Source organism: Nonomuraea jabiensis (genome assembly GCF_014204795.1).
GTDB classification, from domain to species: Bacteria; Actinomycetota; Actinomycetes; order Streptosporangiales; family Streptosporangiaceae; genus Nonomuraea; species Nonomuraea jabiensis.
In genome coordinates this window covers 9,601,683-9,623,699 of the sequence record NZ_JACHMB010000001.1, presented here as the reverse complement: position 1 = coordinate 9,623,699, position 22,017 = coordinate 9,601,683, and the positions used below count along the sequence as shown (strand labels likewise).

The 22,017-nt window shown below is 69.4% G+C and carries 16 protein-coding genes; 5 read left to right on the top strand and 11 right to left on the bottom strand.

The genetic code is table 11. The annotated features are described in order from the left end of the window. Positions 1 to 38 precede the first annotated feature (38 nt). Positions 39 to 416 (bottom strand): TrmO family methyltransferase domain-containing protein, encoded by a 378-nt coding sequence (locus tag HD596_RS43965; RefSeq protein ID WP_221519839.1) that lies wholly within the window; start codon positions 414 to 416, stop codon positions 39 to 41. A 308-nt stretch (positions 417 to 724) separates the two neighbouring features. Continuing rightward, on the bottom strand, positions 725 to 1,393 hold the full coding sequence (locus tag HD596_RS43960; RefSeq protein WP_185075302.1) for a class I SAM-dependent methyltransferase: 669 nt from the start codon (positions 1,391 to 1,393) through the stop codon (positions 725 to 727). 61 nt (positions 1,394 to 1,454) lie between these two features. Between HD596_RS43960 and HD596_RS43955 the strand changes: the two genes are divergently transcribed. Then, positions 1,455 to 2,093 carry a TetR/AcrR family transcriptional regulator gene (locus tag HD596_RS43955; protein ID WP_185075301.1) on the top strand — a complete coding sequence of 213 codons (639 nt, stop codon included), beginning with the start codon at positions 1,455 to 1,457 and terminating at the stop codon, positions 2,091 to 2,093. Positions 2,094 to 2,446: 353 nt separating this feature from the next. On the opposite strand, the gene HD596_RS43950 is transcribed toward HD596_RS43955, so the two are convergent. Further along, on the bottom strand, positions 2,447 to 3,403 hold the full coding sequence (locus HD596_RS43950; RefSeq protein WP_221519838.1) for a LysR family transcriptional regulator: 957 nt from the start codon (positions 3,401 to 3,403) through the stop codon (positions 2,447 to 2,449). Positions 3,404 to 3,474: 71 nt separating this feature from the next. Between HD596_RS43950 and HD596_RS43945 the strand changes: the two genes are divergently transcribed. Next, entirely contained in the window at positions 3,475 to 4,236 is a 762-nt protein-coding gene (locus HD596_RS43945) for a class I SAM-dependent methyltransferase (RefSeq protein ID WP_221519837.1), read from the top strand. 263 nt (positions 4,237 to 4,499) lie between these two features. Here the strand turns inward: HD596_RS43945 and HD596_RS43940 are convergent, their stop codons facing one another. Together HD596_RS43940 and HD596_RS43935 are read right to left on the bottom strand one after the other, a co-directional pair. Beyond that, positions 4,500 to 4,766: a hypothetical protein gene (locus tag HD596_RS43940; RefSeq protein WP_185075299.1), complete on the bottom strand. Its 267-nt coding sequence runs from the start codon at positions 4,764 to 4,766 to the stop codon at positions 4,500 to 4,502. Positions 4,767 to 5,062: 296 nt separating this feature from the next. Further along, on the bottom strand, positions 5,063 to 5,800 hold the full coding sequence (locus HD596_RS43935) for a MerR family transcriptional regulator (RefSeq protein WP_185075298.1): 738 nt from the start codon (positions 5,798 to 5,800) through the stop codon (positions 5,063 to 5,065). A gap of 228 nt (positions 5,801 to 6,028) precedes the next feature. On the opposite strand from HD596_RS43935, the gene HD596_RS43930 reads away from it, so the two are divergent. From HD596_RS43930 to HD596_RS43920, 3 genes are all read left to right on the top strand, one after another. After that, positions 6,029 to 7,015 carry a Vgb family protein gene (locus HD596_RS43930; protein ID WP_221519836.1) on the top strand — a complete coding sequence of 329 codons (987 nt, stop codon included), beginning with the start codon at positions 6,029 to 6,031 and terminating at the stop codon, positions 7,013 to 7,015. Between the two features lie 223 nt (positions 7,016 to 7,238). Continuing rightward, a complete protein-coding gene (locus HD596_RS43925; RefSeq protein WP_185075297.1) occupies positions 7,239 to 7,961 on the top strand; it encodes an SDR family NAD(P)-dependent oxidoreductase in 723 nt (240 codons plus the stop codon). Beyond that, positions 7,951 to 8,481, top strand: a complete 531-nt coding sequence (locus HD596_RS43920; protein ID WP_185075296.1) for a MarR family winged helix-turn-helix transcriptional regulator — start codon at positions 7,951 to 7,953, stop codon at positions 8,479 to 8,481. The genes HD596_RS43925 and HD596_RS43920 overlap by 11 nt, the downstream gene beginning before the upstream one ends. 369 nt (positions 8,482 to 8,850) lie before the next feature. Here HD596_RS43920 and HD596_RS43915 read toward each other — a convergent pair whose 3' ends face one another. From HD596_RS43915 to HD596_RS43890, 6 genes are read right to left on the bottom strand one after another with little or no spacing between them, the layout of a single operon-like run. Continuing rightward, entirely contained in the window at positions 8,851 to 10,638 is a 1,788-nt protein-coding gene (locus HD596_RS43915) for a hypothetical protein (RefSeq protein ID WP_185075295.1), read from the bottom strand. Beyond that, positions 10,631 to 14,956, bottom strand: coding sequence for a DUF6603 domain-containing protein (locus HD596_RS43910; protein ID WP_185075294.1), 4,326 nt, complete (start codon positions 14,954 to 14,956; stop codon positions 10,631 to 10,633). Before HD596_RS43910 ends, HD596_RS43915 begins: the two co-directional genes overlap by 8 nt. Beyond that, on the bottom strand, positions 14,953 to 16,239 hold the full coding sequence (locus tag HD596_RS43905; RefSeq protein ID WP_185075293.1) for a ComEC/Rec2 family competence protein: 1,287 nt from the start codon (positions 16,237 to 16,239) through the stop codon (positions 14,953 to 14,955). The genes HD596_RS43910 and HD596_RS43905 overlap by 4 nt, the downstream gene beginning before the upstream one ends. A gap of 9 nt (positions 16,240 to 16,248) precedes the next feature. Then, complete coding sequence (locus HD596_RS43900) at positions 16,249 to 18,237, bottom strand: LamG domain-containing protein (RefSeq protein WP_185075292.1); 1,989 nt, start codon at positions 18,235 to 18,237, stop codon at positions 16,249 to 16,251. Next, a complete protein-coding gene (locus HD596_RS43895) occupies positions 18,234 to 18,398 on the bottom strand; it encodes a hypothetical protein (protein ID WP_185075291.1) in 165 nt (54 codons plus the stop codon). Before HD596_RS43895 ends, HD596_RS43900 begins: the two co-directional genes overlap by 4 nt. Beyond that, positions 18,398 to 21,493, bottom strand: coding sequence for a hypothetical protein (locus tag HD596_RS43890; protein WP_185075290.1), 3,096 nt, complete (start codon positions 21,491 to 21,493; stop codon positions 18,398 to 18,400). The genes HD596_RS43895 and HD596_RS43890 overlap by 1 nt, the downstream gene beginning before the upstream one ends. Positions 21,494 to 22,017: the final 524 nt, after the last annotated feature.

Below are 22,017 nucleotides of genomic sequence, written 5' to 3'. Positions count from 1 at the left end.
ATCACTGGACGGCCGGCGGGGGCCCGCCGGCCGGAACCTCAGTAGCAGGAGCTCATGAGCTCGGTGGCCCAGGCCGGTTGGGTGACCGGATGGCGGGGGGCGCACTCGATCAGGTACGGCTTGATACCCAGGATGGGGGTGCCTGACAGCGCGTCCAGGTCGGCGACGTGCAAGTTCAGGCCGTCCACGGCGAGGAGTCGGTAGCGGGAGACACCAAGACGGTTGGGACGGTTTGGCCCCCGGTGGGCGAAGATCCCGACAGGGGCCGCGCTCGGGTTCCCTCGTGGGTGACGGGGATCGGTGCGTACCTTGGCTGGGTCGATCCGATCGAAGAGGAAGACGACCTCCGGGTGGGAGAAGCCCTCCAGGCCGAGCACCGCCGAGGCGGTGAAGGTCTCACCGTCCAGCCGGATCACGGCTCAAACGTCGTGCCAGTCGTCTTCGGCCATCTCGCTGCGACCGCCCATCACCCGGCCGACTGGTCGCAGGGTCACGGTGTCGGTTGTCATGGTGATCTCCACGTTCTCGTAGCGCCCGAGGGCACCGCGGTGTTGGGCGAGGGTGTTGGAGCCGGTTGAGCAGCACGGATTCGCCGTTCAGGTGAATCCGGGTTCAGCCGCTCAGGGCCATCACTCGGCACGTCGACCACTGCGCCGCCCAAGCTCGGCTTGCTCAGGCGGCGGAAATTTGCCGCAAAGCTGCAGAAACCCGCGACCGGAGATTGCTAGGCGTCGCGGCGTAGTGTGAACCAGAAGGTCGGCACCGAGTTGGTGCCCGGTGTGACGTCGAGTAGTTCCCAGCCGGGGAACCTGGCGCGGAGCTCGTCGGCTGTGACGCCCGCCGCCCACGATGTGACCTCGGGGGCCGGATTGCCGGACGGCTCGGGGCCGTACCCGAACATCAGCAACCGTGCTCCGGGAGCGGCGCGGTGGGTGAGCCCGGCGGCGTAGGCGTCGCGGCGGTGCAGTGGGATCCCGCAGTAGCAGCTCAGGTCGAAGAACAGGTCGAAGGGGCCCGGCACGTCCAGCTCGTCGAGGCGGGTGGCGTCTCCGTGCAGCAGCCGTACCGCCACTCCCGCCTCCGCAGCCTTCTTTCTGGCCTGGTCGACGGCGCGGTCGATCAGGTCGACGGCCGCCACCTCCCAGCCGTGCCGTGCGAGGTAGATGGCGTTGGTCCCCGTGCCGCAGCCGAGTTCGAGGGCGCGGCCGGGCGGCAGCGCGCCGTGCCCCTCTACCAGGGCGACCAGCTCGGGCGGCGTGACGCCGGTGTCCCACGGTGGCTTGCCGGTGCGGTAGTAGCGCTCCAGCGCGCGGTGGACGGACTCCTCCTCCGGGTCTCGCTGCGTTGAGGCCAGGTCCGGTTCCGGCTGCTGGGTGGCGTTGGGCTGGTCCATTGTCTCCTCCATGAATCTAGAGTTGAACTCTAGTGGCGTGCTCTAGAGATATACTCTCAATATGGACACAGTCAAGCGGCCGGACAAAAGGGCCGAGCGCTCACGCCGTACCCGTGAGAAGGTCGTCGAGGCGGCTCGCGAGCTGTTCGTCGCGCAGGGTTACGGGGCGACGAGTCTGCAGGAGGTCGCGGACCGGGCGGGCGTGGCCGTCCAGACGGTGTACTTCGTTTTCCGCAACAAGCGCACGTTGTTCAAGGACGTCGTCGACGCGTCCATTGCCGGGGATACCGAGCCGGTCGCCACCATGGATCGTGAGTGGTTTCGCGCCGCGTGCGCCGAGCCCACTGCGGCCGGGCAACTGCGCGCGCACGTCCACGGCACCCGCGAGATCCTGGGCCGGGTCGCCCCGATCATGCCGCTGATCGCGGCTGCCGCGGCCACCGACCCTGAGATCGCCGCACAGTGGCCGGACGGCCCCGACCCGCGTTACACCGTGCAGTACGCAGCGGCCGAAGCCCTGGCCCGCAAGCCCGACACCCGTCCCGGCCTCTCCGTCGAGATGGCGGCGGACCTGCTGTTCGGCCTGCTCAGCCCGCAGCTCTACCTGATCTTCGTCCGCGACCGCGGCTGGTCACCGGACACGTGGGAAGAGTGGGCCCGCACCGCCTTGACCTCCCAACTCTGCACTGACGCAGGCTAAGCGGACGGACGTCTCGATGGTCCTCCAGCCCGCAATGCTGGTGGCCAACCACCTGTCCGGCGTCCTGCGGGCCGGGCCGAACAATCTGGCCGACACCCAAACCGGGCCCTATGCCGACCAGATCACCCCGGCCACCCAAGCCCCGGGGGCCGCTAGTGTCATGCGCCTGAAATTTATTAGCCTGTTGTGGTGTCGTATTCAGGGCCTTCCGCGGTGGAGATCACGCTGTCTTGAGTGGGTGCGTCGGACGGCATCGAGCTGAGCAGGCCCGCATCATCCTGGCGTGTGCCGAAGGCATCTCGAATGCGGGCACGCTCAATCCACTTCCATACTTGTAAAGTGGCGGGTCCTCCCTACCGGCGGGTCCTCCTCGTCAGAAAGCTCGGCTGAGCGAGGAGGTCGGTCAGTATCCCGAGCATGGCGTCGACCGCGGGGGCGCGTAACGGCGGGACCGCCACCGCGACGTACAGGCCGCGGGTCGGCAGGGGTGGGATGGTGGCTCGCAGGACCACGTCGGGCCGGATGGCCGAGTGCGCCAGAGTGGGCACGAGCATCACGCCCGCGCCCGCCGTGACGAGCGCCTGCTTGCTGTTCCAGTCGTCGCACCAGAAACCGATGCGCGGAGCGGCACCGAGCGCCTCGGACAGAGGTGTGGTGGGGCCGAGACAGTCGGGGTGGCTGCCTTCGATCCAGGTCTCCTCCACAAGATCCGACAGGCGTACCCGGCGCTGCCGGGCCAGCCGGTGCCCGGCAGGCAGTGCGACCCACAACTCCTCGGCGAGCAGGGGGATCAACTCGACGCCGTCGACGGCACGCTGAGGCACGCTCGCATCAGTCGTGTCGTGGTCTGCACTAAGGTGCCAGTCCGTGACGAGTGCGAGATCGATCCGGCCGTCCCCCACCGCTGTGAGGAGTGCCGCCTGATCCGTCTGCAGCAGGCTGAGTGACACACCGGGGTAGGCGCTGGCGAAACGGCGCAACGCCTCGGGCACGAGCACGATGTTGGCACTCGTGAAGGCGGACAGCCGCAGCTCGCCCGACGCCAGCATGGCAAAGGACGCCAGTCTGGCCTCCAGCGTTCGCAGGCGGGCCAGGCTGTCGCGCGCCAATTCGACCGCGACCTCTCCGGCGGGGGTCGGCCGCACTCCACGCGGCACCCGGGTGAACAGCCGCATTCCCACTCGTCTCTCCAAGCCCGCGATCTGACGGGAGATCGCGGGTTGGGTCATCGAGAGTGCCTCGGCGGCGCCGGAGAACGACCCATGGTCGGCAACCGCGACGAGCACCTGCAACGCCCACGTGTCCAACATGCGCCAAGCGTATAGCTGCCCCAACCGACCTGCAGTTGTGCTTATGCCTGCTGCCAGCCCACCCTGAACCGGTGACCCCGACTACCAGCACAGCGGCCGGAGAGGCCGTACCCGCCGTCGCCAGCCAATTGGCCTTCCTGACCGAGTGGCTGCCGCCCGCCCCGGCGCGCGTCCTCGACGCAGGCTGCGGGCGTGGCCACCTCGCGCTCGCGCTCGCCCGCGCCGGTTACGCGGTGGCCGCAGTCGACATCGACCCCGAAGCCGTCGCCGCAACGACCGCTCTCGGCGTCGCCGCGATCGAGTCCGACATCGCCGACTACAACGACCGCGCGTTCGACGCGATCGTGTTCTCCCTGTCGCTGCACCACACCGCCCGGCTGGCGGAAGCAGTCGAGCGGGCACGAGCGCTGCTGGCCCCAGGCGGAATCCTGATCGTCGACGAGTTCGCCTGGGAACGCGCCGATCGCGCCACCGCGTCGTGGTTCTACGACATCGGCGCAGTACTGGCCGGAACCGGCCTGACCGCGTCGCCGGAGCACGGCGCCGCTGTGAAAGACCCCCACGCGAAATGGGTGAACCAGCACCGCGACGAGCACCGCCTGCACTCAGGCGACACCATGGTGGACGCGATCCGTGCGGCCTTCGAGATCCACGAGCTCGTACGCGTCCCCTACCTGCATCGCTACCTCGCCAACGAGCTCAACGACGACACCGCCACCCGGCTTTTCGCCTCCCTCCAGCAGATCGAGGAGCTCCGGATCACAGACGGCGACCTGAGCGCCGTCGGACTACGCCTGCTCGCCCACCCCGCGAACAGAAAGGGCCGAGCATGACGAACATCGTCAACACCGAGCAGGGCCGTTCTTGAGACGGCTGGACTGATGTTGACGGGATCCCGTCCGATCATTGCGATTGGGCGGGATCTCATCGTTTCGGGTGTTCCGAGCCTGGTTCGTCCTGGTCTGGGGCGCGTGGAGCGGGGTCTGGGAAGGCCCAGGTGGTGTCAGGCCTCTGGTGGGGGAGCGAGATCCGGCCGTTGGGCATGGCGAAGCCGACGGTGAGCGGGGCGCTGCGATGGGGTGGCGGGTTTTGCGGTTTATGGGGCGGGTGATGGCCTGCTCTGGCCTGCGCGGTCGAACTGCTCGGCAACAACCTCGACTCCACGGCCTTCAATGAGGTCGCCCACCTTGCCGCCTTCGCCAGCGGGCTGGCCCTGCATCCGCCGACACGGCCTCAGATGATCGGTCCGCTGGCGGCGTACCTGGCCGGCGGGCCGCTCACCCTCGCCTGATCCCAGGCGTCCAATCACCGACGGCTGTTCCTGAGCTTCTTCGCCGCCGAGGACGATCAGGACGCCGAGCACCCCCCAGAACGTCCCGTAGACGTCCCCGGCCGACGCGGACGCCCCCCGGGCCCGCGAGGCGGGATTTCTGACTGCGGCGGCCTAGCGACCAGGGGAACGTCTCCCCGCTGTAGTGCGCGACTCCGGCACGTTATCCGGTACATTGCCCAGGCCGGTGCAGCGACGGCCGCCCGGCGGCCGACATGAGCTCCCTCCGGCAACAGCCGAAGTGGCCGTCGAGATCGCGGCCGGGCCGGAGGAACGTCTGACGGCGCATCGTTCTCACTTCCGTTGTTCTCAATCCCTCGAAGAGGCCGTCAAGCGCCGAAGCCGATGGCGAATGCTCGCCTGAGGTAGTTCCAAACCTGCGCGGTCAGCACGCCGCGGGTCGCGGCCTCGGGCCCTTTCCGTTCGATCCGGGCGTAGATCGACGACATCATGGCCGGTTCTCCGCCCGCCATGTCCCGCATTACTGCGGTCCACCGCTGGGCCAACTGCTGTACGGCGGGATCGGCCGGGTCCGTTCCGCCCTCGATGTGCGTCTGGAGCTCGGCGACGATCTCCGTGCCCTGCCGTTGCCATTCGGCGAACCTGTCGGGGAATCCGGGCTCCAGGTGTCGCTGTTTCGCCTGTGCCAGTTGCTCGGGCGTGAAGTCGTTCGCCTGCACCAGTGCCTCCATGGCTTGGATGAGTTGGTCGATGGACGGCTCGGTGGCGCGCTGGATGGCCTGAAGCAGGGCCGTGAGCCGGATACGCAGGTGGCGCTGCGCCTCGATGGTTCGCTCGACGCAGGCGAGCTGGGCACGTACCGCCGAGCCGAGGCCATCGGGGTCGCCGTCGAGCGACTCGGCGATCTGGGCCAGCGGTATGCCGAGCTGGCGCAACGCGAGGATCTGGTACAGCCGGCGGACGTCGCCGTCGGTGTAGACCCGGTGCCCGGCTGGCGTACGTCGCGCCGGCGCCAACAGCCCGATCTGGTCGAAATGATGCAGGGCACGGACAGTGAGACCTGTCGCCGCTGCCAGGTCGCCGATCTTCCAGAACCGTTCATCCATGTGGATCACCCGGATCGACGCTATTACCTGACGCGACGTCAGGTGCAAGTCCGAACGTCGCCGATTTCTCCTGGTTGCTCCTGACGCGACGTCAGGCGGCAGCATCCCTTGCGGATCCTCTGGGCGGGCCGATGTGTGGCCAATCCGCAACGGCCCTGCCCGATCACCTTCGAAAGGGAGAAACCGATCATGCTTTTCAGAACCTCCAGCGGGCGAATCCGTAGGGCGGTGACCGGAGTCGGCGTCGCCGTCGCGATGTCCACCGCCTTCACCGGTCCGGCACACGCCGGGACGCAGCGCACCCCGATCGTCACCGAGTTTCCCGTCACGACCGGTTCCGGCCCGACATTCATCACCGTCGGCCCGGGCGGCACCGTGTGGTTCACCGAACTGGCCGGCAACCGGATCGGCCGCATCCGCAACGACGGCAAGGTCACCGAGTTCCCGATCCCGACGCGGGACGGGGCTCCACTCGACGTGACCGCCGGCCCGAATGGCACCATGTGGTTCACCGAATTCCTCGGCAACAAGATCGGCCGGATCACCGGCACCGGCGACATCACCGAATTCCCGATCCCCACCCCCGACAGCCGCCCGGAGGGCATCGTCACCGGCCCGGACGGAAACCTGTGGTTCACCGAGGGAGCCGGAGAAAAGATCGGGCGTATCACCACATCCGGCGAGATCACCGAATTTCCGATGCCCACCTCCGGCAGTTCGCCCCACGCCATCACGGCAGGCCCGGACGGCGCGATGTGGTTCACCGATCCAGGCGGCAACCGGATCGGCCGCATCACCCTGACCGGGCGGATCACCGAGTTCACGCTTCCGACCCCCAAGAGCAACCCACACCGCATTGTCACCGGCCCGGACGGAAACCTGTGGTTCACCGAGCGCGCCGTCGACCGGATCGGCCGCATCACGCCGAGCGGCCGGATCACCGAGTTCCAGCTCACCAAGGGCCGCCTCCCGCTCGACATCGCCGCAGGCACGAGCGGAGACCTGTGGTTCACCGAGCGCGCCGCCAACTGCATCGGACGGATCAGGCCAACCGGGAAGATCGCCGAATTCGCGGTGCCTACCCCCGGCAGCGATCCCCTCGGCATCACCGCAGGCGTTGGCACGACCGTCTGGTTCGCCGAAGGCGCCAGTGACAAGATCGGCCGGCTTCGTGCGGCGCATCACGAGGGCCGCGGCCACACCGGATGCCCATGAGGCTGCAACGCCGGCTGCCGTGGACGGTCGTACCGGTCAGGCGCTCGCACGCGCCTGACCCCGCCGGAGCGACTCCCGGCCGGATATGACCAGGACCCCGGGTCACGTCGTAGCGCTGGGCGAGGGTGTTGCTGAGGATGTTCAGCAGGGTCACCCTCGAGGTCAACGCTGCCGGTCCCCTCTGGTAGCGTGAGTTTAGGTCTAAACTCACGGAGGGATGAACATGACGCGCACGACAGTGGTCACCGGCGGGGGCACCGGCATCGGCAAGGCGGTGGCGGCGCGCTTCGCGGCCGACGGGGACCGGGTGGTGGTCATTGGTCGCCGCGCCGACGTACTGGAGGAAGCCGCCAAGGAGATCGGCGGCACCACGCTGCCGGCCGACCTGAGCGAGCCGGCGGAGGTCGAGCGGGTGCGCGCCGACCTGGCCGAGCGCTTCGGCACGATCGACGTGCTGGTCAACAACGCGGGTGGCAACGTCGAAACGCAGTACGGTTCCGGCGGCGTCGCGGAGCGGTGGACGGGCAACTTCCGGGCCAACGTGCTGACGTCGGTGCTGCCGACCGAGGCGCTCCGCGATCTGCTGAACCCGTCCGGGCGGATCGTGTTCATGAGCTCGATCGCGGCCCTGCGGGGCTCGGGCGGCACCTCATACGGCCCGATGAAGGCGGCCCTGCACCCGTACGCGGCCGACCTGGCCGCCGCCCTCGGGCCGCGCGGCATCACGGTGAACGTGGTCGCCCCGGGGTTCATCGAGGACACCGAGTTCTTCGGCGGCACCCTGGACGACGAGCGGCGGGCGACGCTCGTCGCGCAGACCCACACCGGCCGGGCCGGGACGCCGCAGGACATCGCCGAGACCGTGCACTGGCTGGCCTCGCCCGGCGCCGGACACGTCACCGCGCAGATCATCCAGGTGAACGGCGGCGCCGAACGTGGCCGCTGACCCGCCGCGCGACGGCGCCGACGCCATTCAGGACGCCTGGCGGCGGGAGCTGCCGGGCGTCCCGGTGGAGTCGATCGGGGTCATCACCCGGATCTGGTGGGCCGCCAAGACCTTCGGCGACGAGCGCCGCCGTCTCCTGGCGAAGCTGGGCGTGGACGTCGCAACGCTGGATCTGCTGTCCACGCTGCGGCGCTCCGGCCCGCCGTACCGGATGAGCCCGGGCGGGCTGGCCGAGGCGTGCATGGTGACGCGCGGCGCGATCACCCAGCGCGTGGAGCGGGCGGCCAGGGCGGGGCTGGTCGAACGGACCACCGCCGGGTCGGGCTACCACGCGCGCGCGGTCACGCTCACCGACGCGGGCCACGCCCTGCTCGACCGCGTCGTCGCCGGCCTGCTCGCCACCGAGGACCGCCTCATCGGCCACCTCGCACCCGAACGCCGCGACCAGCTCGCCGACCTGCTGCGCGAACTGCTCGCCGGGCTCGGCGGCCCGACTCCGACCGGTCAGGTCGGGGACTGAGCCCCGCACGTTACGACGTGGCCTCGATCCGTCGAATACCTACGCCATCACAGCCGAGGTCGCGGCACGCTACACGGCCTGCTGCGCAAGGCCATGGCCGCGCCGCCCACGCCGCCCGCTCCGACTTCGCCCTCGCGTTGCGCCGGCACACCCTGCCGGCGTAGGCGAGCTCGACGAGCAGGGCGGGGAGCCGGTGGCCCGCCGCGCCCACACGGCGCTCCCAGACCACCGCGCCGACCGCGAGAGCGGCCAGCGGCGGTACGGGGCAGCCTGCCATTCCGCTGCTGTCCGCACCCGTCGGCGGCGCGGTGCTGGTCGGATCCGCGCCGGCCGCCGCGATCGCCGTCGTGGTTCCGCTCCGCCGGGACATCACCTGACCGTTTCGGAGGTGCCCGTGGCGAGGAAGGAGACGCGGGCGGTGGACTCGATCATCTGCCTGGCGAACTCGGCGGGGCCGAAGGCAGTGCCGACAGCGGTGGCCATCGCGTTCACCAGCGCGCTGATGGGGATCTTGGCGCGTGGGCCGAGAGGAAGCGGGCTGAGTGCGGGTCCGGTGTCTCCCGCCGCGTTGCGCAGGGTCCTGCCGACTCTGTCGGCCGGAACGAGCTCGACGGCGAAGTGCAACGCCTCTGGCGGCAGGTGCAGGTCCAGGCGGGCGAGCACGTCCTTGAACAGGCAGAGCATGATGGTGCCGGAGAGCCGCTCCACGCGGAGCGGGTCCAGCTTCGTCCCGGCCGCGTCGTAGGCGGAGACCAGAAGCCCCGGGTAGCCGCTCACCAGGTCCGAGCGGATGATCGCGCCGGACGCTCCGGGGATCGGCACCGGCGGGGAATGCGCCAGGTCCTGTTCGGCGTCCTCCGGGGTGACACGCCCGATGCTGTAGGCCCCGTCGACCAGCAGGGACACCCACCGTAGATCGAGCTGGAAGAAGCGGACGCTCTCCACCGGCAGCAGCCGTTCGTCGGGGACGAGATACCGCAGCGGGACTCCGCGCAGCTCGGTCAGGTCCCGGAAGAGCTTGGTCACGTCGTCCGGCATGGCGGTCTCGATCTCCGCCACGGCGAGCGGATGGTTCTCGTCCAGGGAACGCTTGCCGCGCTGGGCGCGCCGTCGTTTCCAGGCATGCATGGCCGAGGCGGTGCTCTGGTGGTGCAGGGCGATCAGACGACCGAGCTGCCAGGCGGCGGCGTAGCCGGTCTCCAGCATTCCGGCGTCCGGGTGGTAACGGAGCAGCGCGTCGGACGTGCGCACCGCGACGGGCGTCCCCACGGGCGCGGGCCCGTTGACCAGCGGCCCGCGGTACCAGGACACCGTCCGGCCGCCCTGTCGCAGGACGTGGCGTACCGGCACCTGTCCCTCCCGGAGGAACACGTCGGCGCGCGGATCGCCGGATTCGGGCAGCGTCGGCTGGGCGCGGCCGGCCAGCCCGGAGGCGAGCGAGGTGAAGGTCTGCCCGCCATCCACGCACGCGAAACGCCAGCTCGCCAGGCTGACCAGCCGCACCAGCGCGCCCGGCCGGTCTGGCCCCAGGTCGAACCCGGCCGCGGTGTAGCGTCCCTCGACCGAGACGAGATGCGCGGTGCACGTGGTCTTCCGCGCCGGAAGCCGGCAGCCGATCACCACCGCGGTGTCGTCCTGCGTGGCGCGGCGGCGTACGTGGGCGAGGTAGGGCAGGTCCTCCATCGTCGGCATGATCTGGGCGAGCAGCGCGCGCGGCACGTCGATGACGGTCGCCTTGTCCCCGGCCGCCTCATGCTGGTCCAGCGCGGGTGCAGGCATGTACGGAGTTCCGCCCGCCAGCGCGGACAGCGCGAGGACCTTGGGCTCCGGGTTCTCATCCCCGCAGAACAGCAGAAGCACGAGCCAGGGCGGTACGGTCCCCGTGGGGCCGCCCGCCTCGCGCTCCCAGGGCATTGTGGCCCGGCGCAGCACGATGTGCGGGAGCACGTTCGCATGATCGCCGAGGCTGCCCGGGGGCGGGAACATCGATTCGACCGCCTCGGGCGCCAGTGTGAACCGCTCGCCGGCCACGGTGAACGTGCGCGCGGTGGTGAACCGCTCGGCGTTCAGCCCGCTCGTCTGGGTGACGCTGATCCGGTACGCCCCGGGGGCCAGGCTGGGCCTGCGGTACGCGAGGAAGGTCAGGTTCTCAGACACGGGCGGCCACCTCGGGCGTCTCCAGGAAATGTTCGCCGGTGAAGCCCTTCAGGTCGAGGTTGGCGCCGGGTAGCACCTTGCCGGCGATGGCGGTCCGGATCTCCTGGGTGCCGCTCAGATCGATGGCCGGCTGGGTCGCGGCCTGGAACGGCCGCTGCGTCCGCCAGGAGAAGGCTCCCTGCTTGGTGGTCGCCGCACCGGATGTCAGCGCGGTCAGCGGCAGGGCGGCGGAGGTGGCCGGCTCCTCCGGCGGGAGTGGCGTGATCTCGTACCCGGTGAGCACGTTCTTGACCAGTGCGGGTTTCTTCAGCGACGGTGTGAGCTCGTCTCCCCACAGCGCGGCGGGCAGGTCCTTGCCGACCGGCGCGTACCGGAAGTGCGTCTCGGCGGCGACGCCGTCCCGCAGGATGGTGATCTCGTGGGTCGAGACGACGTCCCGCCGGTCCATGGGTGCCACCCCGAACGCCGCGCCGGTGCCCGGCAGCGTCGTGGAACCGGCGCGGCCGATGCTGCTGGGCATTGCCGCGTCCGTGACCAGGCACAGCGTCAAGGGGTTGACCACGCCGAGGTCTGTGCCCGATCCGGAGTTCGGCGCCCCGCCGCGCAGCGCGATCGTCACGACGTCCTTGTCGGGAAGCTGCGTGGCGCGGAACGCGTCCCAGTCCAGCGGGCTGGGCCTGGCGTGCTCCGTCGGGCCGAAGCCGATGTCGATCGACATGAAGCCGGCCTTGATCCTCGCCTCGCCGCTGAACTCCGGGCCCCAGATCCGTACGTCCGTGCTGACGTCGACTCTTATGGGGTAGCTGAAGCCGAACTTCGAGATCGTATAAGTTGCACCGACGTTCACGTGGAGCGCCGCCTCGTAGTGGTAGGGCTGCCAAGCCATCAGGAAGTCGAGCGAGGCGCTGAACCACGCGCGCAGCGCGCCGTCGTCCCAGATGATGTCGAGGCTGCCTCCCGCCATGAGCGCGCCGGGCGTCAGCGCGAAGTACGCAGAGCCCTTCAGGGTGAGCCGCGGCGACTGCCGCCAGTTGAACCCGAGGCGGGGCACCGCCGGGTAGTGCGACGGTTTGTTGAACCGGGGGTGGTAGCCGCCCGCCGTGAGGACGAAGTCCCCGTGGTTCTGCTTGCCGAACCAGGTGACGAAGGCGAACCCGCCGGTCAGCCGGCACGCGGGGTCCAGCAGGTAGGAGTTGGGGGCGAGCTGCGCGCGCAGCTCGAAATAGCCGTCGGCCGGGGCGAAGGCCGCCTTCAACATCAGCTGGAGCTCGGCGATGGGAGTCGGCTTCTTGCCCGCCGGGGTCTTCCGGTTCCTGGCGGGCAGCACGATCGTGGCGACACCGAGCACGTTCACCTCGAACTTGTGCCCGAACCCCGCGGTGACGAGCACGAATGTGTCGATCATCTGGAAGGAGGTGAAGCGGACCCCGAAGGCCAGGAAGTGGTCGCCCGGCGATACCTGGATGTGCTCCTCCAGCTTCCGCAACTCCTCGGTCAGCTCGCCGGGCGGCTTGGTCCCCGTGGCCTCGGCCACCAGGGGGAACTCCGCGACCCTCTCGACCGGCGGCGCGATCAGCCGGCGGTTGTAGCCGAAGGCGGCGGCCAGTCCGCAGACGAAGAAGAACGGAGGGCCGCCGATCGGGTAGTCGAGGTAAGCGTGCACGAAGAGCGACTGGCCTTCCTCCAGTTGGATGTAGGAGCCGACGGCGCTGATCGTGAACGTGCCGGCGCCGATGACGACCTTGCCGCTGTAAGCGTCGCGCTCGACGTTCTTGTAAAGGACCTTCCCCGCGAGGAAGGCCCCGCTGATCCGCACCGGCCCGCCGGTGTAGGACAGCCCCAGCCCTTGCAGGGCGAAGGTGGGCTTGGCCCCCGGTTCCTCTAGCGTCAGCCCGGCGGACAGCCCGGTGCACGACAGCGTCAGCCCACCGGCCTTGACCGCCGCATCGACCAGTACGGCGAGCCGTGCGGGCTCGCCCGCCTTGCGCAGGTAGGACACCCCGATCCGCTCCACGTGCACCGGACCGTAGTCCGCCTGCACCTTGCGCCAGATGACGTTGTCGCCGGTCTGCGTCTCCTTGACGGTGGGCTGCGCCTGCTCGCCGGGCGTGGTGGACAGCGTCACCGGCGCCTCCAGCGGGCCCAGCTTGAGCGTCCCGCCCAGCGTGAAGCCCGCGGGGAGATCCTGCGCCGGCAGCTTGGCGGCCCCGTCGGGGAGCATGTCGTTGACCTGTTCGACCTGCTCCTTGTTGATCGGCGCGGACGCGGCGATGATCCGGAGCGGGTCGAAGCCCGTGATCCGCTTCCCGTCGGTGAGTCTCGGCCCGACCACGGGGAGCCCGGACAGGTCGATGGTCGCGGTCAGGTCGATCCCGAACAGGTACGTTCCGCGGTCCGCGGTGAACAGCGCCTGTTTGAGGCCGACCTTGATGCTCTTGTCGATGTCCGCTGCGGCCGACGGCGACAGCGCGCCGACCAGCGCCTTCACCGAGGGCGTGGGCGCAGTGCCCTGGTGACTGTAGACGGCGGCGAACCTCGTCGTCTCCGCCTTCCTGGCGAAGTAGACGGCGAAGGACAGGTTCTCGTCTTCGACGGCGACCGTGAGCTGCCCGCGGACGCTCACCGCCTTCGTGTCGATCGCGACCGCCAGGGCGATCTCCTTACCGTCGATCTTCATCAGGGTCTTGCCCTGGAGGAAGAGCCTCCCCTCGCCGGTGGAGACGTCGACGCCCAGGTTCTCGACCGTCAGCTCCTTGATGGGAGCGGGCGTGGTCAGTCCTGCGTAGTCACGCGCGAGGTCGTCGATGAACCGGCCCAGGGTGATGCGCGCGTCGGGCGCGGTGTTGCCGGTGAAGTGCCAGCCCTTGGTGCCCGCGGTGTAGCCCGCGCTCACCGACACCGGCACCTTGGCGACGACGAGCGTCGCCGAGGCGATGAAGGACGTGGCCGAGCCGTAGTTCACCGCGAAGCCCACACCGGTGAGCGTCACCCTCGGCAGGATGGCCCACGTTCCTTCCAGGTCGAGCGCGGCCGAGAAGGTGAACGGCCGCTGCTCGTGGGGCAGGGCGCCGAACAGCTCGAACCCCGTGACCCGCAGGTCGGGGAAGTCGGTGGAGTCCTTGCCCGTGAGGTCGTGGTAGACCTCACCGATCTTGAGCGGCCCGTCGTCGCCGCGCAGCGTCGCGCTAACCCCGCGCTCGCCGAAGTCGGCGGCGAGCTCCAGGGTGCCGTGCTCGCCGAAGGCGACCAGCCCGCTCACCACGCCGCTCAGCCTCCGCGTGGCGGAATCGGCCGGGTTCTCCACGCGGAACACGACGTCGATCGCCTGGACCTTGAACCGGTCGCTGATGTGCCACGCCTCGGCGGTCTCCACCTTCAGGGCGAAGTGGCCGATGTCCCGCTCCGGGGTGACGGACGCGGAGACGTCGGTGAGCACGACCGCCTTGGTGATGTCGAAGAAGGGCACCTTCAGCGTGCCCTCGGGCAGGCCGGTGAGGGTGAGGACGTCGGACAGGCTGACCGCGCCGCTCCTACGGAACCGCCCGCGCAGCACCACGCCGCCGGACCAATCGGCCAGCTCGGCGTACAGGTACATCTCCTTGGAGACCCCGCCGGCCGTGAACGGGACGGAGGCCGACATGATCAGCCGGCCGGTCACGTCGAAGTCGGCGGTGGTCTGCCTGAAGCGGGGGAGCGCGAGCAGGTCGTAGCGCCGCTCGGTCAGCCGCAGCGCACCGATACGCAGCTCGGCGGCCTCCGGCCCGTTCAGCAGGATGGACGGCACGGTCGTCATCGGCACCTTGACCTCGGCGGGCTGCCGCAGGAGCGTGACGTCGCCGGTGAGCCGATGCTCGACCCCCTGGAACAGCAGGTCCAGGGCGGCCATCCGGGTGGTGACGTCCAGGGTTCCGGAGAAGGTGAGCGTCGGCTCCGGCGCGCCGCCGTCGAAGCGCAGCTCCGGGCGGGAGAACCTGGCCTCCTCCCACAGGGTGCCGGCGAGCTGCGGGAACGCGGTGACGAACGACCAGGGGGCGGTCCCGGTCGCGGTCACCTGCGCGGTGACTCCTGCCGCGCCCGCGGTGAACTCCGCCGTGACGGCGAGCCCTTTGAAAGGGCCGTCCTCGCCGGTGCCGGTCACCGTGACGCCCTGGGCGGTCAGCGTGCGCGCGGTCACGTCACGCAGCACGAGCCGGCCGGCGGGCAGGAAGGCGCCGAGCCGCCCGGTCAGGTCACGCGAGCCGAGGGTGTCCAGCGCCAGGTTCAGTCGATTGCCGTCGAGCCGTACCGTGTCCTGGAGTTGTGCGGGGGCGAGTGTCATGAGGCACCGCCGCCTGCGGCCGGCTTGCGGATGACGACGTACTGGGTGTCGTGCGAACCGGTCGAGTAGACCGGCTGCGCGACCGTGCGAGGAGTGGGGTTGTAGCGGTTCTCGGTGAGATCCCATACCGACATCTCATGGGGCGTCGTGTCCGCCGGGCGGCGGTCCGCAGCGAAGCGGGCCGCCCACCGCTGAACGACTGGCCAACTCGGCAGGTGGTGCTGCGTGTGTCCGAAGAAGGCGGCGCTCACGACGACCATCTCCCTGGGGCGGACGTGGTCGACGAATGACTGGCTCGAAGAGGTGCGTTTGCTGCCGTGGTGGGGCGCGTTGATGTAGTCCACACGGCGCAGGCGGTCTCTCATGCCGCTGCGGATCATGTAGTTCTCCGTGTCGAACGTCGCGTCGCCGCACAGCAGGATCCTCTTGCCGTGCACCTCCACGAGGGTGACGACGGATGCCGCGTTCGTATGCTGCTCGTCAACGACGCCCTCTTCCTTGTAGTCGTTCGAGACACCCGCCGCCACCAGGGTCACCGTGCAGTCGTCCTCCGCGACGATGGTCAGCCCGCCGTCAGCGTCGAGCCGTTCGATCTTGTTCGTCGCGTCGGCCTTTTGGATCGCGACCCCGGACAGCAGCGCCTTGTGCTTGCCCGACGTGTCGGGACCCAGGTCCACGCGCTTGATCAGCGCCTCGTTGATGACAGTGCTTCTGACCCACGCCTGGGCGAGGAGGTATTTGTCGAGCCTTAGGCTGTGGTACACGGTGTGTGCCTTTACGTTGTTCGGCACAACCCACTCGAGCTGGTTGATGTGGTCCTGGTCGGGGTGGGTCAGGATGAGGATCTCGAGCTTGTCGGCGTTGCCGAGGAACATGCGGTCGGTGAGTATCCCCTGGACCCTGGTGACGTACGCCTGCTGGTCCTCGTTGTCGGTAGCGATGGTGCCGCAGTCGATGAGGATGACCTTGCCACCCGGGGTGGTCATCACCGTGCAGTCGCCCTGTCCGACCTTGACGAAGGCGAGGTAGAAGTTGCCGTCACCGCGTCCACCGCCCGGCGGCACCGGCGTCGGAATGAGCGCGAGCCTGGCGCGCAGTGCCTCTGCTTCCTTTCGCGCCTGATTCGCCGCATCGGCTTTCTGCTTGGCTCGGAATGTGCGGGCCATCTTACGGGGGTGCTTCAGTTCCTCCGGATTGACCTTGTCCGTGAAGAGCCCGAAGTCCAAATCGTCCCACTTGCGTTTGGGATTGCGGGTCCGCGTCTTGTCATCCCCGTTGGGCATGCGGTCACCTCATCCGTCGGCGGCGAGCCGTTTGAGTGCCTGCAGTTCCTTTTCACCGATCGTCACCCCGCCGATCTGCAGCCCGGTGAGTACCGCCGTCGCCGCGTGCAGATCGACCAGTACGTCCTGCCCCTCGTTGCCGTCCTTGAGGAAGAACCCCGTTTTCCTGGCCTCGATCCGATGCCAGAACTTCTCCGTGTGATGGAAGCGGATGTTCGGGAACGTGAGCTCGTCGCCCTCGGTCCTGTCCTGGAACAGTTCCAGGAACACGATGCTGCCGCCGCCGGAGCCGGTGTCCCGCCGTAACTGCATGTGATACCCGTCACGGCTGACGGTGGCCAGGGCGTGGTCCCACGTCGCCGCGTCCCGGACCGCGCCGACGCGCAGGCCGGTCAGTAGCGCCGTGCGCGCGGTGAACAGTAAGGGGGTTCGCTCCACCCGGGCGGTCAGGGTGCCGTTCACGTGGCCGGGCACGTTCTCGTACTCGGCGGTGACCGTCGCGTGGCCGAGCACCGGCAGCCCGAGCACATTCTCCAGCACCAGCTCCACGAACCCGCCCGGCGGCAGCGTCGGCACGGTGCCTTGGGCCGGAGTGATCGTCCACCGCATCCGCCCGTCTCGCAGGCTCCCGACGCCGACGGTCCAACCCGGAGCCGCCACCTTCAGTGTGGCCTGGGGCGCGCTCGCCGCCGAGGTGAGAGCCCACGGCTGGCTCTCCCCGTCGTTCTGTACGGCGAAGCCGACGGTGAAGGACGCGCCGCCGAGCGGCAGATCCCCTCCGGCGCCGAGCGCATTCGCCAGGTGCAGCCGCAGGGTGGCCGGCGTCGCCCCGTCGGAGAGCACCCGGTCGCCGCCCGCGATCTGCAGGTCCAGCGGGACCTCGTCGCGTCCCGGGTGCCGCAGGATCTCGAGGTGGCGCGTCTGGGATCCGGTGAGCTCGTCGCTCTCCCCGGTGTACTTGAGCTTGCGGTAGGCCAGCTCGACCCGGGTAAGGTGCGCCTCCTGCCCGCCGTCGGCGCGCAGGCCCGCGATCGGGAGGTCCAGCGACGCGCCGGAGGCCAGCGGCGTTGATTCCGGCCATCGCAGGCGCAGCTCGCCGGCGTCCGGATCGGCGGTCATGGGCCAGCCGGGCGTGCTCAGGGTGGGCCGGAGCCCGGTCGCGAGCGTACCGCGCCGGAACCGCAGGGTCAGATGGTCGCCCTGTGTAGGCAGGGCCTCGATGCCGTGCCTGGAGGTGTTGGTCAGCCGCAGCGTCATGGTCTGGCCGGCCGTGGCGTGCTCGACGTACAGCACGGGCTGCTCGTCGGCGTCGATGAACTCGAATTCGAGCGGACGGTTCCTGACATACGCCTCCAGCGCCGCCTCATCCTCCGCCATGTCCCGTTTTATCTCTACTTCGGAGAGTTCATCGTTATAAATGCGGAAATGAGCGATGCGCGCCTGGAAGAACCGGTTACGGTACGTCGCCAGGACCAGACTCGATTCCGTGGGCGCCCGGTCCGCGCGCGTGGTGTACTCCGCGCTCAGCGTGCCGTCCAGGTATATTCGCGCGACCCTGTCCCGGTAGGTGACGGCCACGTGCCGCCAGGCGCCCACCGGCAGGACGCCCGCCGCGCTCGAGTGCGAGGACTCGTCGTTGGAGAGCGGGGCGAAACGGTGCTCGATTGAGCCGTCAGCGTTGACCAGTACATGAAGATTGTCCGCAGTGACCAGGCCGACGGCATCCGTGCCGGAGCGCGGAAGTGGCTTGACCCACCCCTCGACCGTGTACGCGGCGAAGCCCAGCGACGGGCTCCTCTCCAGCAGCACGTACGAGGGCGTTGGCGTGGCGAGGGTGGGGGTGTTCTTGTTGAACTCCAGGCAGCTCCCGAAGCGTGGATCGAGGACGTTGGCGGGCGTGTCGCCCTTAACCTCGCCGTGCAAGCGGGCAGGCGAGGAGTCCAGCACCCGCCTCTCCGGGCCGACCGTGTCCAGCGGCCAGTGCAGGACCAGGCTCATGCCAGACCCTCCGCGACCACTGGGCGCGGGCCGAGCTGCGCGCGAGCCTGCTCCTGCACGTTCCCGATCAGCTCGTACACCTGGGCGTACGGCAGGCAGCCGAGCGCCTCCAGGATCAGATTGATCTCTGGTATCGACAAAGAGAGCGTGATCTTCTCCATCAGGCGGGACCTCGTTCGGATTCTGAGGGGACGGGCCTGCGGGTCAGCCACCCCTCCCGCAGGGTGGGCAGGGCGGGAAAGCTCGTGTCGGCCGGCGCCTCGGTGAGCGGGCGGCCCGGCGTGCCGGCGCCGTCCCGCCAGAGCCACCGCTCGCCCGGCTTCTGCGGCAGGGGCAGGTCCAGCCGGTCGCCGTCGGCCAGCACCGGGGCGGTGAAGAAGGACAGCCGGAGGTTGTCCATGACCGGCCGGTAGTGCTCCGGCGGGATACTGATCGACTTCGTCGGCAGGATGCCGGAGATGACATGGACGGGTGCCCTGGGATCCACGAGCAGGGTGAGTCGGCGCGGCGGCATGCCGATGGAGAAGGTCAGCCCGGGGTCCTCGGTCACGAGGAGGAGCGGGGCCGATTCGTCGGGCCACAGGCCCACGAGCCCGTCGTTGAGCTGGCCGTGCGCGCCGATGCGTACGGGGAAACGCACCTGGGTGAAGCGGTTGGAGTCGCGGCCCCGTCGCCCGAGATCGCGGCGGAAGGCGTTCCAGTCCTGGTGGATCGCGGGCAACCCCATCAGCTGCAGGTCGAGTTCGGCTCGCACCACGGCCAGCGGTCGTCCGGCCAGGAGGTCGCCGTGCTGCTCCGGCTCGATCCCGTCGAGCACCCCGAACAGCGACCGAACGAGCCGCGCGAGGTGGTCCGGTCCCAGGGCCTGCACCCTCCTCGCCACCGACCGCAGGTGCGGGTTGCCGACCCGGGCCAGGGAGCCGTCGGTCCAGCGGGCGAGCCGCGGGTCGCCGGGCTGCGCCCGCGCCTCCAACTGGCCGAGCGCGCGCCCCTGCTCGTCGTAGAACTCCACGGCCGTGTCGATGTCGTCAGGAACGATCCAGCCACAGACCGGCGACGTTTCCGGCACGTCGTTCGCCTGCCGGGTGTCGTGGTCGGAGTCGAGCCAGCGGAACATCAGGCGGGCCGGCTGGGTGAGCCGGGGCGGCGTCGCCACCCAGCCCGGGTGGCCGGGGACGCGCAACTGTGTCGTGGTCACCTGATCGCTCGTGTCCACATCGTGGGTGATCCCGAAGTTGTCGATCAGGCGCAGCCGCCTGAGCAGCAGCGTGCCGGCCCTGATCGGGTGAAAGTCGTGATGGGGCTGTGGCGTGTACCGGGTCTCGGGGCCCACCGCCCGCGCGACCCTGCCGGCGAACTCCTGATGATCGGGAAAACCGAGCGGATCGCCGATAGGGAGCTGGCGGCCCAGACGGCGCATGATGAGCGCGTCGTTCAGGCCGGTCAGGGCCTGGGCAAGGTTGCCGTGCTCGTGCTCACGCAGGTGACGGCAGATCTTGACGATCGTCCGCAGGCGCTGGTCGGTCCCGTTCTCGCCGTACCAGCGAAGGACCGGGCCGGGGTCCTGGCGGAACCGCTCGGCGTCCATCTCCTGGTGGGTCGCCTCGGCGTACGGCTCCAGGATGTGCCCGGCCAGGTAGCTCAGGAGCCTTGCGGAGAGGACCGGACGCGTGGCGGAGGTCACCACGCTGGTGCCGGCGTAGACGTCGGCGCCCTTGACACCGACGCCGGTGTCCAGCCGTGGCCGCAACTCCACGTCGTCGGCGACCAGGATGTAGTTGCCGGTGATGTACGTGGCGTCGTAGTTGCGGTCGTCCGGTTGGAGGTTGCCGCCCGGCCCCGCGGGAAAGAACTCGACCTCCCACTGCGCCAGCAGCGGATGCCATGGCGCTCGCCGCCAGACGTGGCCGCCGACACCGAGCGCCGCGACCCGCTCGCGGAGCACGGCCGGTTCGATCGGCTCCGGGACATCGACCACTTGGCGGGCCAGCGGCTTGCCGGACGCCGCGGTGTCGTCCCGCTCGTACCTGTGGGAGGGCGTCGCGATGTCCCCGGTGAGGAGCACCACGGGTTCGCCGGGCTCGTAGTACTGCGGGGCGGCGAGGCTCTCGAGGACCAGCTCGGCGGCGATCTCCTGCGCGTTCTGGGCGTTGTAATTCGCGAGCGCCTTCTCCACCTGGGCTTTCACCTGCCGCAGGCCGTCCTCGCCCGCCAGCGCGATCGCCTCATCGACCCGGACGATGCTGCGTTCCAGGTACTGCCGGACCTCGTCTGGTTCGGGGAGGTCGTGCTGGGCGCCCGTCGCGCTTGTCGAGGGGTAGGCGCAGTGCTGGTACCTGTGCCAGTCGGCGAACAGCCGCTCGCGCATGCCGGCCAGTTCCCGGACGGCCCGATCATGGGTCTCCTGCGCGGCGTTCAGCCGGTTCAGCAGGTCACCCAGCCAGTGCGGGAGAGGCCGACGCTCCCTGCGCTGCCGCTGGTCCGTGGTGGCGTCCGGATGGTCCTTGCGCTGGATGGTCCACACCGTGCCCGCGGGCAACGGGTGGAAGGTCCGCGCGTGGCGCGCCTCGGTGAGCTTCGCGCCGACGTCCAGCGGTTTTGCCTCCAAGCGGTCGGCGAACGCCAGGGCCTCCAGCAGGTTCTCCACCTCGTCGGGCTCGTGTCCGCCGAGCACGGTCCCCAAATGGGCCGCCAGCGCTTCGGTCGCGCTACTGCCCACGAAGACCCCGAACTCCCCGTCCGCGGCGGGCCGCCTCTCGGCATCGCTCTCCGGCTCGAAGACCACCCGCGCGTAGCACACGGACCGTTCCGCCCTTCCAGCGTCGGCTCGTGCGAGGGTGTCCTTGGCCCGGTTGGCGTACCAGCCGACGACGTCGTAGGCGACGCCACGCGGCGGAATCCCCGAGTGAGAGGGATCGTGCAGGCCGAAGACGCTATGGCAGTTCGGATAGAAGGCAGCGAACGTGGCGTCCCCATAGCCGATCGCCGTGATCTCCGCCAGCCGCTCGTCGGCGGCGCTCTCCGTCCAGGCATTGAGCGGCACCCGGCGGCCGAGTCGCCGGAATGGCACGTCCCGCTCCACCGGGTAGGTGATCCCGCCTCCGCGATCGCCGGGCGGGGCCAGGAAGTCGCTCTCCACCACCCACTGGGCGTCGACCACGCCGTCACGGCTCCGGGTCACCAGCCACCGGTCGGGCGCCGCCGGAACCTGCGTCACGCCGCCTTGCTGCTCCAGCCGGGTCAGCGCGTCGGGCAACGTCCAATGCAGGTGTACGCCCGGCTTCAGGCGCAGTGTACGGTCCCGGAATGGAATCGGGACAAGTTTGTCACTTAGGTATGAAGTATCAGAATTATGATCTTTTCCTGTTGTTTCCTCCACGTACGGCAGGCGGCTGAAATCCATTGCCCCCCGCACAACTTTGGTCTCTTTGTCAAGACATAAAGCGTCGACCCGCACCGGAATAACGAGAACTTGACTCACGATCCCCCTGCCCGCAATTCGCCACCTGAAGCGAACATAAGCCACGCATCTCCCCTATTCAAGAAATTGCCAACAAGCCACGTATCGGCTACCATCACTCCCCGTGCGTGCGCGACCCCTCTCGGCGTTCACGCCACCGCAGCGTCTCCGCGCCCCGGAAGGCCCCGCTGACCTGCTCGGACATCCGTCGGCGATGACGCCGCGTGGACCGAGCTCGAAGCAGCCCCGGCTTTCACCGTGCGTCAAGCCGACTGGGAGCACCAAGTTGAGGCAATAGACAAGCAGCGAACTTTCGACAA